Genomic DNA, 13430 nt, shown 5'->3' on the forward strand with positions numbered 1-13430 from the left:
CGGGACGCGACTGGATTTGAAGAGCCCGGCTTCCGTGAGGGAGCCGGGCTTTTTCGTGTCATGGGGCAGCCGGCTTGAGCGGCCTGACCTCGCGGATCCGGCGGTCCTTTCCAATGATCACCAGCGAGGGCGGCCCCGTGACATCGACGGTCTTGTCCGCGAGGGTGAGCTTCCCACCGACGATTTCGAAAGTGGCACCGCCGAAATGAACGCGCGTCCCGCCGGGAATCGACTCGTGGTCGAAGGTCCGGTTCCCCTCGCCGGTGCTGCCTCCGCCGCCGACATGGGTGGAGTCGGTCGCGAGGACGAGTGCGCCCGAGGAAGAGCTGCCCGAAAACGGCAGGTCCTCGAATGCCAGGCGGAGATTCCCCAGGTCGGTGATGCCGTAGCTCCCCAGCGACCACGTCTCGCGGCCGCCGGTGATCTCGCTGCCGGATCTGGCAACGCCCGACTTCAGCGGCAGCGTCTCCAGCTCCGCCAAGGTGCGGGCCGAGCTCCACTCGCGATACTGCGGAGCAAGGAGTGCCCCCGCGCCGATCAGGACGAAGAACAGCGAACCGAGGATCAACTTCGTGGAGTCTTTCATGACACTCCCGTGTCATCTAGCAGGTCCGCCGGAGTTGGGAAGCGTGCAGCCGGGGATGCAAAATCGCCGCCGGTTTCTCATTGAAGACATCGCCCGGGGACGCCAGTCTGCGCCGGTTAATTTCTACCCCTTCCACGCATATGGGACTCATGGACTTCATCAAAGGCGAGCTGCTCGAGATCATCGAGTGGCAGGACGATTCACGGGACACCATCGCCTGGCGCTACCCGGATGACGACAAGGCGATCAAGAACGGCGCCCAGCTCATCGTGCGGGAAAGCCAGGTCGCGCAGTTCCTCTATCTCGGCCAGTTCGGTGATACCTTCACGCCGGGCAAGCACACGCTGACGACGGACAACATCCCGGTGCTGACCCGGCTGAAGGGGTGGAAGTACGGCTTCCAGTCGCCCTTCAAGGCGGACGTCTATTTCGTCAATACCCGCCTCTTCACCGGCAACAAGTGGGGCACCGCGAATCCCATCATGCTGCGCGATGCCGACCTCGGCGTGGTCCGCGCGCGCGCCTACGGCACGTATGACTTCAAGGTGGTGAACGTGCAGACCTTCCTGAAGGAGGTCGCCGGCTCGGACCACGATTTCCGCGTGGATGAATTTGCTGATACCATGCGCTCGCGCATCGTCAGCATCTTCTCCGACGCGCTGGCAAATGCCCATGTGCCGGTCTTCGACGTGGCGACGCGCTACATCGAGCTGGGCGACGCGCTGCTGCCGCTGATCAATCCGGTCATCTCGTCGAAGTACGGCATCGAGGTCTCCTCCTTCATCGTCGAGAACGTGAGCGTCCCGCCGGAAGTGGAGCAGGCGATCGACAAGCGCTCGGCAATGTCCGCCATCGGAAACCTGAACGACTACGTGAAGTACCAGATGGCGCAGGGCATGGCCGCGGGCGGTGGCGGTGGTGCCGCCGGCATGGCCAGCGAGCTCGCCGTCGGATTCGCCGTGGCGAAGGAACTCATGCAACAGGGCGGTCTCACCGGTGGCACGCCGCCGCCGCTGCCGGGTGCCCCCGCGGCGGCCGCCGGAGCCGCGGCTTCCACCGTGGCAAATCCGGACGTGCTGGATCCCGCGACCGTCGCGCGCATGCTCGGCGTCTCCGAGGCCGACGTGATGGCCGAGATATCCGCCGGCACGCTGGCCGCGAAGAAGATCGGCTCCAGCTACCGGGTCACCCGCACCGCGCTCGACGCCTTCCTCGCCCAATAGCACGGCTGCGGCATCCCTGCCGCAAGCCCCTGCACCGCCATGGAGCCGACCGATTCAACGGAGCTGCCGGACGAGCAAGCCCCGCCGCTGGAGCTGCCGAAGAAACGCATCCCACCCCCGCTGCCGGGCCAGCGCGGGGTGGCCGCGGAGGTGCGCTCGCTGGAGCGGCACGTCTGCCCGGAGTGCGGGGGCAAGGCGGAGTGGGACCCGGGAAAGAAGGAACTCGTCTGCCCCTACTGCGGCACCCACTTCCCGAATGTCGGCCCCCCGCCCATGCCCGGCAGCGTGGTCGAGCACGATCTCGACGCGACGCTCGCCACCCTGGGCGACAAGGCGGCCAACGTGGACACGGCCACCCGCCGCGTGGAGTGCAACAATTGCCACGCCGTGCTCGTCCGTGGCGCGGGCACGGTGGCGCAGCACTGCGACTTCTGCGGCTCCCCGGAGCTGCTGGATTACCAGGACATCCAGAGCCCCATCCTGCCGGAGTCGCTGCTGCCCGCGGCGATCTCGAAGGAGCAGGCGTATCATGCGATCAAGGCCTTCCTCGCCGCGCGTTGGTTCGCGCCGAATGACCTGAAGCGACGCAACCTGATCGACCGCATCCACCGCGTCTATCTGCCCTACTGGACCTTCGACTCCTCGGCGGAGTGCCCGTGGACCGCCGAGAGCGGCACCTACTACTATGTCACCGTGCAGAGCCGGGACTCCAATGGCCGCACGGTGAGCCGCCGCGAGCGCCGCACGAAGTGGCGGCCCGCCCGTGGCCATGTCTCCACGTGGTTCGACGATGTCGTGGTGTCCGGGTCGCGCGGGCTCGATACCGATCTGCTCCGGAAGCTGGAGCCCTTTCCTACTAAGGACCTAGTACCTTACGAAACGCGCTACGTTTCCGGCTGGCAGGTGGAGCACTACCAGGTGCCGCTGCTGGATGCCGCGCGCCTCGGCTTTGGCACCATGGAGGGGATGCTGCGCGAGATGTGCGGCCGCGAGGTCCCGGGAGACACCTACCGGAACCTGCGGATCTTCCCCCAGTTTTCCGACAAGACCTTCAAGCACATCCTCGTGCCGATCTGGCTGCTCGCCTACCAGTATCGCGGCAAGACGTGGCAAGGCGCCGTGAATGCCGTGACCGGCACCGCCCACGCCCGCTTCCCGCTCAGCGCGTGGAAGATCGCGTTCGTCACGCTGCTGGTCATCGCCGTCATCGCGCTGGTCGCATTCATCGCGAACTCAAGGTAGCGAAGCGACTTCGTGTAGAGGACTACCGCATGTAGCGGGGCGACTGCGTCGCTCCGGCTGGGTGCGGCCCGAAGATTGATCCCGAGTGCGATCCCCCATCGAAGGGGCGGCCCCCAGACGACTCGCAGGCGGCGATCTCCATCAACGCTCGCCCCACCGAAACGGCGCAGCCGTTTCGCGACGTCCCGCGGAAGATTCGCGTTCCTTCGCTCGCATTCACCGCTAAAACTTGGGCCGCCAGATGCGCATCGACATCCTCACCCTCTTTCCCGAGATCGCCCTCGCCCCGCTGGGCGAGAGCATCATCCGCCGCGCACAGGACGCCGGGCTGGTGGAAATCCGCGCCCACAACATCCGCGACTGGTCCACCGACAAGCACAAGCGAACCGACGACACGCCCTGCGGCGGTGGCCAAGGCATGCTCATGATGCCGGGCCCCATCTTCGCCGCCATCGAAGAACTGCGCACCCCGGAGTCAAAGGTGATCCTGATGACCCCGCAGGGCGGCGTTTTCAAACAAGCGACCGCCCAGGCACTTTCGGAAGAAACACACCTCATCCTGCTCTGCGGCCACTACGAGGGAGTGGATCACCGGGTCATCGAGGCGCTCGTCGATATCGAGCTGTCGATCGGCGACTACGTGCTCACGAATGGCGCGATCGCCGCCGCCGTGGTGACCGATGCCATCGTGCGCCTGCTCCCCGGAGCCCTCGGCGACGAGCGCTCGCACCAGGAGGAATCCTTCTCCGATCCCGGCCTGCTGGAGGCGCCCGCCTACACCCGCCCGATCGATTTCCGCGGGATGAAAGTGCCGGAAGTGCTCACCTCAGGGCATCACGCGAAAATCGCCGCGTGGAAGAAGGAGAAGGCTCTGGAGCGTACGCGCGTGAACCGGCCGGATTTGCTTTCCTGACAGATTCGACTTGCCATTGGCGCATGTTGCATTGTTAGGTTTTATTAACCATATTTGGTATGAAGTTTGATTGAACGGCGCAATTAGTTGATTATGTAGGTTGCAAGGTCGCGGGGGGAAATTCGTTTCGCGACTCGATTCTCAAACCATGAAACGCACCATTGCACCACTATGGCTCACCCTTGCGGTGACCGCCAGCCCGCTTGTCCGCGCGGAGAATGCACCTGCGCCAGCCCAGCCTGCAGAGGCTCCGGCCGCCGCGACCGCTGTTTCCGATGCCGAGGCCCTCAAGCAGCTCCACAAGCAGCTCGAGGACATCAACAAGTCGGTGAACGACGCACGCAAGGAGGCCGCCGACACGGCCGTCCAGCGCGATGCGGCACGCACCGAAGCCACCGCCCTGCGCGAGGCGACGCAACTGCTGGAGCAGCAGCTCGCCGGTCTCAAGCAGCAGCTCGGCACCTCCAACCAGGAGATCGCCCGCTGGAAGGACAAGGCTACCTCGCTTGAGAAGAAGCTGGGAGCCGGCGAGGAAGCATACGCCAAGCTCGCCACCTTCCGCGATGAGATGGACTCGGCCCTGAAGGAATTCAGCACGCTGAAAGGCGACCTTGCCCAAGTGCGCGGTGAGCTCCAGGCACCTGCCGAGCGCGTCGCACTGAAGAAGGAAGTCGACAGCCTGAAGGCCGCCAACGCCGAACTCGCCAAGCGCGGCGAAGACGAGGCAAAGGCGCACGCCGGAACGAAGCAACGCCTGACCGCGACCCAGAATGCCCTCGCTGGCATCAAGGAAGCCTACGCGAAGCTGACCAACGACGTGAAGGCGAAGTCCGAGGAGCTGGCCAAGGCGATCCGCGAGCGCGGTGAATTCGCCCAGAAGCTGGCCGAGAACGAGAAGGCCATCGTGGCCGTCCGCAACGAAGCCGAAGCACTCAAGAAGACGGCCGAGACCGTCGTGAAGGAGCGTGACGAGGCCCGTGGCGATCTCGCCAAGACCCAAGACGCCCTGGCCGAACTCCAGAAGCAGGCTTCCCAGCTCCGTGACACGGTCGGACCGCTCGCAGCCGAGATCAAGGCTGCCAAGGAGCAGACCGAACTCGCCACCGGCGCGATCCGCGAGGCGAACATCGCCCGCAAGCAAGCCGAGGACAACCAGGCCGCCCTGCAGAAGGAGCTGAACACCGTGAAGGGCGAACTCGCCTCCGCCGTGACCAACCGCGACTCGCTCCAGCAGCAGGTCGCCGCGAAGGTCTCTGAAATCGACAACCTGCGCAAGACGGTCGAGGAGCTGAATGCCCGCACCGCCAAGAAGGACTGAGAAGTCCCTCGAAGCACCTGATCATCTCAAGGCCGGAGCCCGATGGGTTCCGGCCTTTTTCGTGCCTGCATGGCGAGCCGCCCTCCGCTGACCCTTACGGGTGATTTCCGCCCGATCCTCGCGGCCCTACTTTGACTTTCCACGCTCGGGGCGATGAAACCCGTGAAGGGCATCCCGTATAGCTTCACCATCCGATGCGACTTCACCCGCTCATCCTCGCGTCCTTCACGCTGCCGCTGGCGGCGGAGGAGCCGGTCGACTTCAACCGCGACATCCGGCCCATCCTCACGAAAAACTGCACGACCTGCCACGGCGGCGTGAAGCAGGCAGGCGGCACATCCTTCATCTATCGCGAGGATGCGCTTGGGATCGGCGAGTCGGGCAAGACGATCATCGTGCCGGGTGATCCCGCCGCATCCGAGCTGATGCGTCGCATCACGAGCAGCGATCCCGATGAGAAGATGCCCCCGCCCCACGAGCATCCGCATGGATTGGAGAAGGCGCAGATCGAGTTGTTAGAGCGATGGATTCGCGAAGGAGCGAAGTGGGGCGAGCACTGGTCCTTCCAAAAGCCGGAAGAGCCACCGCTGCCGACGCTGACAAACGCGCAGTGGCCGAAGTCGGACCTCGACCGCCACGTGCTCGCGAAGCTGGAGGCGAAGGATCTCGCGCCGATGCCCGAGGCTCCGCCCGCGGAGTGGCTGCGCCGCGTGACGCTCGACCTCACGGGACTGCCGCCCACCTTGGAGGAGTGGGACGCTTTCGAGAAAGCCATCGCGGAAAGTCCCGGGACCGCGAAGGAGGCCGTGGCGGACCGCTTGCTCGCATCGCCGCACTTCGGCGAACGCTGGGCGGCGATGTGGCTGGATCTCGCGCGCTACTCGGACACGACGGGATTCGAGAAGGATCCGCACCGCGACATCTGGCCTTTCCGCGACTGGGTGATCCGCGCGCTGAACGCGGACATGCCCTTCGACAAGTTCACGCAAAAGCAGCTGGCAGGCGATCTGTTAGAAAACCCGGAGCCCGGCGACCTGATCGCCTCGGCCTTCCATCGCAACACGCAGAACAACACTGAAGGCGGCACCGATGACGAGGAGTATCGCGTGGCCGCGGTGATGGACCGCGTGAACACGACGTGGACGGCATGGAATGCCACCACCTTCGCCTGCATCCAGTGCCACGCGCATCCCTACGATCCCTTCCCTCATGAAGATTACTACAAGTTCATGGCCTTCTTCGACAGCAGCGAGGACAGCGACCTAAACAACGAGTTCCCCAAGACGAAGTCCGCGGATGATCCGGCACAACAAGCCGAGGCGCAGCGCCTCGAAAAAGAGATCCGGCTTGGACGCGATGTGCTGAACAAGGAGGTCCTCGCGCTCGCCCGTGAGACCACCGGTTGGCAGACGGTGAAGGCGGATTCCGCCACCGCATCGGCAGCAACCGGGAAGCTGGAGCAACAGGCAGACGGGGTCTTCCTGGCCAGCGGGACGAATCCGACCAACACCGTTTTCACGGTCACATTGCCGGCATCGCGCCTCGGGGTGCTGCGGTTGGACATCCTGCCGACGAGTGACGATCCGGCGAAGTGGAGCGAGTTCGGCGCGGTGGTCACGAAGCTGGAGATCGACCGCGTCCTGCCCGATGGCACGCGGCAGCCGGTGAAGCTGAAGGAAGTCGTCGCGGATTTCATCGCCGGTCCGCATGATCATAACGGTGTCGTGCAGGGCGGCGGCGGATTCGGCGACTATCCCGTGCTGCGCGGACCGAGGACCGGATGGTTTGTCGCGGAGAAGGTGGAAGATTCGCCTGCGGATTCGAAATTCGAGATCCGGCTGAAACACGGCGTCACCTGCAATGAGACGCAGGGATGCGTGATGCGAAAATTCCGCCTCGCCATCTCGCCGGACGAGCGGCTTACCACCTTCGTGACCAGCCCCGGCCGCGCTGACTCGTGGAAGGCCCATGGCGAGCTCAGGCAGGCCTACCAAGCGATACCCGGCATCATGATTCCCGTGATGCAAGAACGGCTGCCCGAGGCGACGCGCGACACCCGCGTCTTCCTCCGCGGCAATCGCATGACGAAAGACGTCCCCGTGCAGCCCGCGATCCCTAGCCTCACGGGCGGCGGGACGAGCGACAGCCGGATGACCCGCCTCGACATGGCCGCGTGGCTGACCGGCCCGGAGAATCCGCTGGCCGCGCGAGTGATGGCAAACCGCTTGTGGGCCGAGCTCTTCGGCACCGGCATCGTGGAGACGCAGGAGGACTTCGGCAGCTCCGGCCTGCCACCCGTGAACCAGCCGCTGCTCGATCACCTCGCGCTCCGCCTGCGCGATCACCATCGCTGGCACCTGAAGCCCTTCCTCCGCGAGCTGGTACTATCGGCATCGTACCGGCAGTCATCGAAGGCAACGCCGCCCGCACTCGCAGCCGATCCGATGAACCAGCTCGCCTCACGCGGCCCACGCCAGCGGCTGTCCGCGGAGATGGTGCGGGATCAGGCGCTGCTCGTCTCCGGCCTCCTGTCTCGGAAGCAATACGGCAAGCCTGTCTATCCGCCGCAGCCGGAGGGCGTGTGGAAGTCGGTCTACAGCGGGGCTCGATGGGACACGTCGCAGGGCGAGGACCGCTACCGGCGCGCGCTCTACACCTACTCGAAGCGCACCAGCGGCTACCCGGCCTTCCTCACCTTTGATGCGCCGACGCGTGACGTCTGCTCGGCCCGCCGCATCTCCACGAATACGCCGCTGCAGGCGCTGGTGACGCTGAATGATCCCGCGCACATCGAGTTCGCCCGGGCATTCGCAAAGCGGATGGAAGGAGCGACCGTGGAAGAACGCCTTGCGCTCGGCTACAAGATGCTGACGCTGCAAGACGCGCCGCAGCCGGTGATCGGCACCCTGGCCAAGCTCCACGCCGAGGCAAAGGCGGACTACGAGCAATCCCCCGCGGAATCCGCGAAACTGGCACCCACGCCCGACGAGGCAGCCATGGTCCTCGTCGCAAACACCCTGCTCAATTCCGACATCGCCCTGACGCGATGAGAGCGATTCCAGGCAGCTTGACATCAGTATCTCCAAGACATGACATGCTGAAATCAGCACCCATGCAAACATCGCTGCCCGGTGGCCACGTGCATTCACGTGGGTCGTCACGATGTCTGTATGTGCCGTTGCAGGCTGGTGGGCAGCACGAATGACCCCGGCACAAGAAGCTCCCGGAAAGTCCGGCGATGACGTGGCCACCCAGCCAGAGGCACACAGCCTTCGGCTTCACGACCCCTCAAGCAGGCAGCCTTCCCCGAGCCACAGGCCCGACTCCTCCGGCGCGTGGACGCCCATTCCGGTCGCTTGGCTGGAACGCAGTAATATCAGCATCGACAGCAGCCAATTCCACGACCTCCTGAAATTGGAAGAGGTCGAAGCCGACGCATTCGTCCAAGCGGCGGACCGCGCAGCGGAAATGGCGAAGCTCACGCAGGCAGGCGAATTCGTCGGACGGGTGATGAAGCAAAACGACTCGGTGGTCCTACCGGCCTTGTCCGAGGATGACATCCGCCCTCTCGCCGAGGAGGCGATCGCCGCTCTTCCCGGCAACCTGTCAGCAGCGGAAAGGGATCTCGCCCGCTATGTCGCCGCGAAGAAACTTGAGGAAGAATACGGCCACGATCTGGAGGTGACCTTGTCTCTCACCGGCATGATTACAATCTCCGACCACAGGCATCTTCCTCGGCATCTTCACGGATTCTGGTATGTGGCCAGAAGGATTGATTCGCCGCCGGAAGCTCGTCCCATGCACCATAGCATCAACTCCGAGGGAAGGGTGGACTTCCTGAAGTTCGATCCGGAACTCAACAACGGGGGCCAACCTCCGGGCGACCGATGAAGCCACCATTTGCCTTCATCGCCTGTGGTGCTGCCGTCTTCCTCGCCAGCTTCTGGCTGTCGCGGTCAGCGAGGGAGGCCCCTCCTCCACCGCACGATTTCATCCCATCAGCCGGCGGTCGCCCGGGCACCCCGATGGATCGATCCGCAGGACTAGCGGAGGCAGGTTCCAGCAGGAAGGCACGCTCCTTGGAAAAGCCGGTGGAAACCCTGCTCGTGCCTCCCGGCCTGCTGGACACCATCGACGTGACCGCCTTCGATCCCGACGATTGTGAGTTCACCCAGGACTTCAGGGATCTGCTGGCGCTGGACCCCGGAGAGCAGGCAGCGATCCGCGCCGCATTCGACATCTACTTCAAGGCATCCACACGAGTGGAGCTGGAATTGGCCACTACGATCCCGGCCGAGAGTCTCGCCGTCGTCCGCGCCAGCGACAACGGGCTCGCCCGCTACATGACGGTGCGCATCGAGCCCGTGGGTGATCGCCTCAAAGACGAACTGGCGACGTTGCGCGGGAGCCTCGTGGATCTGCTCGGACGCCCGAGGGGACTGGCAGCCGCCGCGCTCATCGACCGTCAATTGCGACAGGGTGGCGAATACGGGACGCGGGTCGGCTTCGCAAAGTATCCGGGAGACGAAAAATACCGGCTTGAGGAATGCGTCCTCAATCAACACGGGAGCATGATGATCCAGTCGCTCGGTGCGCCGGTTCACGAGACTGCCGACTTCTCCGCCCTCATGCGCTATCGCCATCTCGGCGGCCTGCCGCGGGAATGAAGTGCGTCTGCACCCGCGGCATCACCCGCCCTTTGCTACGGCGAGTTCCGTACTTCCGAGGGTGCGCCACTCACCTTCCTCGAGGTCATCGGGCAGCGCGAGTCCGCCGATGGAGACGCGCTTCAGCTCCACCACGTGGTTCCCCGCGGCGGCGAACATGCGGCGGACCTGATGATAGCGGCCTTCCTCCAGCGTGATGCGCGCTTCCTTCTCGCCGAGCGCTTCCATGGTGGCGGGCAGGAGCGGCTTGTCCTCGCCGCGCAGGACGAGCTCCCCGCTGGCAAAGAGCGCCGCCTCGTGGCCCTCGATCGGGCGATCGAGCGTGACGTGATACGTCTTCGGCACGTGGTGCTTCGGGCTGATCAGGCGGTGGAGGAGCTGGCCATCGTCCGTCATCAGCAGCAGGCCGGTGGTGTCCTTGTCGAGGCGGCCCACGGGGCTCAGTACCGGATTCCGCAGCGCGTAACGCACAGGCAGCAGGTCGTAGATCGTGTCGCCGGGGTCATCGGTGCTGCACGTGTAGCCTGCGGGCTTGTGAAACATCAGCGTGAGCGGCGCCGGGGGATCGAGAGGTTCGCCCTTGAAGAGGATCTCGGCATGCGGAGGGAAGTCCCTGGAGCCGAGCACGCGGCCCTCCGTGTCCGTCACCACGCCCTTGCGCAGGAAGCTTTCGACCTGGCTGCGTGAGCCGTAGCCGAGGTTCGCGAGGAGTTTCACCAGTTTCATGCGTTCAGGTTCCGGGTAGGAATTTCCAGGTAAGTTTTCAGCGCCCGCGCCGCCCACCTTCAGACCTCATGGTCATCCGCTTTTCGGCAAAGATTACCTTGTAGGTGGAGTCCTCCACGGGCTTGCGCCAGACCAGCCCGAGCGCTTCAAGCTCCGGCTCGTAGGGGAGCTGCCGGTTTGCCACCATCAGCAAGCGCCCGCCCGTCCTCAGCGCTGCAGCGGCAGCGCCAAGGAATGTCTTCCCTAACAGGACATCCGTCGCCTGTCCGGTGTGGAAGGGTGGATTGCTCACGATGACCTCGTACTTGCCCGGCACTCCGGCGGCGACATCGTGCCAGTGGTACTCGAAATTCCCCTCGCCGAGATTCTTCCGCGCGCAGTCCAGCGCACGGGCGTCCGCCTCGTAGAGGTGCACCGCTTTCACCGCGGGATTCGTGTCGGCCACCGCCTTCGCGAGATAGCCCCAGCCTGCGCCGAGATCGGCCACGGTGCCGCGCAGGTTTCTCGGCAGATGCGCGGCGAGCAAGGCCGAGCCGGGATCGACGTGATCCGCGCTGAAGACACCGGCCTCGACGAGAAAGCCATCCACCTCGCGCGGTGTGCCCAGCGCGCGCCACCCGGCGAGGACGGCCTCATCCCACGAGCCGTCCTTCACCGCGTGAAAGGCGCGGCACTTGTGCTTCGAGAGCGTGGCCACCTTGCCCGTCGCTTTCTCCAGCTCCTTCTCGAAGCGCTGCGCTCCCGCGGTATTCGCCATCGAGACGACCAGGGTGCCGCCGCTTTCTAACAAATCATGCGCCCTCGCGAATGCGGCTAGCGTCTCGTCCTTCGACTTGCCCGGCAGCAGCAGCACCAGCGGCCACGTGCCTGCGGGTGCGTCCGTGCGGGGGAGGCCCGCCTTTTCCCACGCATCCGCCAGCGGCTTCAGCGGTTGCCAGCCGGTCACCTGCGGCCATGACACCAGGTCCGGATGAGGCTCCGCCCCGAGAAACAAGGCCCGCGGCGGCACGGCGATCTCGCCTTGCGAAAAGGGCAGCAGCAGGGTCTCCAGGGCGGGGCTCACGCCGCGGACGATGCACCCCGGACGCACCCGGTGCGAAGCGTGAAATCACGATTCGCCGATATCCTCGTTCCACACCCCCGGATTGGCCTCGATGAAGATGCGCATCAGATCCACGCACTTCGGGCTCTGCACCACCTCCACGTGCACGCCGCGACTCCGCAGCAGCGCCTCCTCGCCCATGAAGGTCTGGTTCTCCCCGACGATAACCCGGGGGATGCCGTAGAGGAGGATCGCGCCGGTACACATGGGGCACGGCGAGAGCGTGGTGTAGAGCGTGCACTCGCGGTAGATGTGCGCGGGTAGGCGGCCGGCATTCTGCAGCGCATCCATCTCGCCGTGCAGGATGGGATTCCCCTGCTGCATCCGTCGGTTGTGCCCGCGGCCGATGATGATCCCCTGCCGCACCAGCACGCTGCCGATGGGGATGCCGCCTTCGGAGAAACCGGTGGTCGCTTCCGCGATGGCGGCTTGAAGAAAGGGGTCCATGGCGTACGTTGCGGCATTCAAAGCCGTCCCCACCCAAGGGGGACGGTGGCTGCGAAGACAGCCTTCATTCAGCGAATCCCATGCCTAAAGTAAGACTTTCTGGAACCGTGCTCGGAACCGAAGACCCCGGCCGAGCGGTCCGTGCCCGCCTTCTCTACCTGCTCTTCGGTGCAGGGTGGGACATCTACAATTCCAACGGTGACCAGATCATCACGCTCTCGAACATCGAGCGGAAGATCGTGGAGGCGGACTGCTTCGTCTTCACGCCCGGTGCCACGCTGGAGGACATGTTCAAGGCGATCTCCATCTTCGTCGGCTACCAGACGCTGGACCAGCATCTCTCCGGCAAGCCGACGGTGATCCTGAATACGGACTTTTCCTGGGACCCCTTTTTCTCGGTGCTCGATCACCTGAACAAGATGGGCACCATCAAGCAGGATCACCGCGACTTCCTGCTCACCGCGGGGACTCCCGAGGCGGTGTTGGAAACGCTGGAACTCGTCCGCGAGAAAGGGGTGCCAGATCCCGGCCGCCACAAGATCGGCGAGGCGAAGGGCACGTCATTCGACACGCCCATCCCCACGGACTACGTGGGAAACGTGTGCGTCTTCTGCTCAGCCACGCTGGAAGACCCTGCCTATCTCGCGGATGGCCGTGAGCTGGGACGCCTGCTGGCGGTGAACCGCTTGGGCTGCGTCTCCGGTGCCGGCCGCTCCGGCATCATGGGTGCCGTGGTGGAGGGCTCGGTGGGCGCGGGCGGCTGGACCGCGGGGTCGAATGTGCCGCACATCATCGAGCTGGAAGGCCTGCCGGACGGACTCTCCAGCTTCTGGCTGCGGCCGGACATCTACACTCGCATGGAGGTGATGATCGAGAATTCGAATGCCTTCGTGATCTTCCCCGGGGGAGCCGGGACGGTGCAGGAGCTGCTGGCACTGATGATTTTCAAACGCCAGGAAAACGAGCTGATGGCGGGCAAGCCGGTGGTGATCTTCAACCGCCCGAATGCCGCCGGGGTGCGCTTCTGGGACCCGCTGATCGACCTGCTCAGCGGCATGTGCCAGCCCGGGGACTTCGTGGTGGCAAACGAGCTGGCCGACATCCTGCCCGCGATCACCAGCGGCCTCGCGAAGCGGGAAGCCGTGCCGGTCTAACGGTGCGGCCCTGCCGATATTGAGGCGAATGCATGATTGCCGACCCGGCCTC

Annotated in this window: 12 protein-coding genes; 8 read left to right on the forward strand and 4 right to left on the reverse strand. The window is 64.8% G+C overall.

Annotation, left to right across the window (positions count from 1 at the left end; translation table 11 throughout):
• Positions 1-58: 58 nt before the first annotated feature.
• Complete coding sequence (locus OKA04_RS20185; RefSeq protein WP_264503020.1) at positions 59-586, reverse strand: hypothetical protein; 528 nt, start codon at positions 584-586, stop codon at positions 59-61.
• A 140-nt stretch (positions 587-726) separates the two neighbouring features.
• Between OKA04_RS20185 and OKA04_RS20190 the strand changes: the two genes are divergently transcribed.
• The 7 genes from OKA04_RS20190 to OKA04_RS20220 all read left to right on the forward strand — a co-directional run bounded on the left by OKA04_RS20190 (position 727) and on the right by OKA04_RS20220 (position 9949).
• Positions 727-1809: an SPFH domain-containing protein gene (locus tag OKA04_RS20190; RefSeq protein ID WP_343226914.1), complete on the forward strand. Its 1083-nt coding sequence runs from the start codon at positions 727-729 to the stop codon at positions 1807-1809.
• Between the two features lie 39 nt (positions 1810-1848).
• Complete coding sequence (locus OKA04_RS20195) at positions 1849-3051, forward strand: TFIIB-type zinc ribbon-containing protein (protein WP_264503022.1); 1203 nt, start codon at positions 1849-1851, stop codon at positions 3049-3051.
• Positions 3052-3292: 241 nt separating this feature from the next.
• Positions 3293-3964 carry a tRNA (guanosine(37)-N1)-methyltransferase TrmD gene (gene trmD / locus OKA04_RS20200; protein ID WP_264503023.1) on the forward strand — a complete coding sequence of 224 codons (672 nt, stop codon included), beginning with the start codon at positions 3293-3295 and terminating at the stop codon, positions 3962-3964.
• Between the two features lie 148 nt (positions 3965-4112).
• Positions 4113-5282 (forward strand): coiled-coil domain-containing protein, encoded by a 1170-nt coding sequence (locus OKA04_RS20205; RefSeq protein WP_264503024.1) that lies wholly within the window; start codon positions 4113-4115, stop codon positions 5280-5282.
• 194 nt (positions 5283-5476) lie between these two features.
• Complete coding sequence (locus OKA04_RS20210) at positions 5477-8332, forward strand: PSD1 and planctomycete cytochrome C domain-containing protein (RefSeq protein ID WP_264503025.1); 2856 nt, start codon at positions 5477-5479, stop codon at positions 8330-8332.
• A 151-nt stretch (positions 8333-8483) separates the two neighbouring features.
• Positions 8484-9173 (forward strand): hypothetical protein, encoded by a 690-nt coding sequence (locus OKA04_RS20215; RefSeq protein WP_264503026.1) that lies wholly within the window; start codon positions 8484-8486, stop codon positions 9171-9173.
• Complete coding sequence (locus OKA04_RS20220; protein ID WP_264503027.1) at positions 9170-9949, forward strand: hypothetical protein; 780 nt, start codon at positions 9170-9172, stop codon at positions 9947-9949. Before OKA04_RS20215 ends, OKA04_RS20220 begins: the two co-directional genes overlap by 4 nt.
• Positions 9950-9970: 21 nt before the next feature.
• Here the strand turns inward: OKA04_RS20220 and OKA04_RS20225 are convergent, their stop codons facing one another.
• The 3 genes from OKA04_RS20225 to OKA04_RS20235 are packed head-to-tail and all read right to left on the reverse strand — an operon-like array spanning position 9971 to position 12224.
• Positions 9971-10675, reverse strand: coding sequence for a pseudouridine synthase (locus OKA04_RS20225; protein ID WP_264503028.1), 705 nt, complete (start codon positions 10673-10675; stop codon positions 9971-9973).
• Positions 10676-10712: 37 nt separating this feature from the next.
• The gene (locus OKA04_RS20230) at positions 10713-11738 is read right to left on the reverse strand and encodes a class I SAM-dependent methyltransferase (protein ID WP_264503029.1); all 1026 of its coding nucleotides are present in this window, start codon (positions 11736-11738) and stop codon (positions 10713-10715) included.
• 45 nt (positions 11739-11783) lie between these two features.
• Positions 11784-12224, reverse strand: coding sequence for a nucleoside deaminase (locus tag OKA04_RS20235; RefSeq protein ID WP_264503030.1), 441 nt, complete (start codon positions 12222-12224; stop codon positions 11784-11786).
• Between the two features lie 107 nt (positions 12225-12331).
• Here OKA04_RS20235 and OKA04_RS20240 point away from each other — a divergent pair, with 107 nt between their 5' ends.
• Positions 12332-13378 carry an LOG family protein gene (locus OKA04_RS20240; protein ID WP_264503031.1) on the forward strand — a complete coding sequence of 349 codons (1047 nt, stop codon included), beginning with the start codon at positions 12332-12334 and terminating at the stop codon, positions 13376-13378.
• The last annotated feature ends 52 nt before the right edge of the window (positions 13379-13430 follow it).

It is taken from the genome of Luteolibacter flavescens, from assembly GCF_025950085.1.
Taxonomy (GTDB): Bacteria; Verrucomicrobiota; Verrucomicrobiia; order Verrucomicrobiales; family Akkermansiaceae; genus Haloferula; species Haloferula flavescens.